Annotated in this window: 1 pseudogene; it reads right to left on the reverse strand. The window is 43.5% G+C overall.

Features of this window, described 5'->3' with window-relative positions:
• A pseudogene (gene prfC / locus ACFIO5_RS12275) lies at positions 1-317 on the reverse strand (peptide chain release factor 3); the annotation flags it as partial.

Below are 317 nucleotides of genomic sequence, written 5' to 3' on the forward strand. Positions count from 1 at the left end.
ATTTGCCGCGAGCGCGCAAAGAAAAATTGTGGAGCAGAAAGTGTCATTGATTTTCCTGTTCGTACCAACTTTGTCTTCATGCCACGTTCAAGCGTTCCCGAACACACCCGAAAAAATGCAATACGACCACGGTGATTAGGGGCCATATTCGCTTGAATTTTAAATACAAACCCCGTCATTTGAGATTCCGTGGCTCTTACAGTACGTTGATCTGCACCTTGATCACGAGGACTTGGACCAAAAGCAACCAATGCATTGATCAAATCACGAACACCAAAATTTCTTAAAGCTGAACCGAAATAAACCGGTGTCATATG

The sequence above is a fragment of the Bartonella sp. AA86SXKL genome (assembly GCF_042196885.1).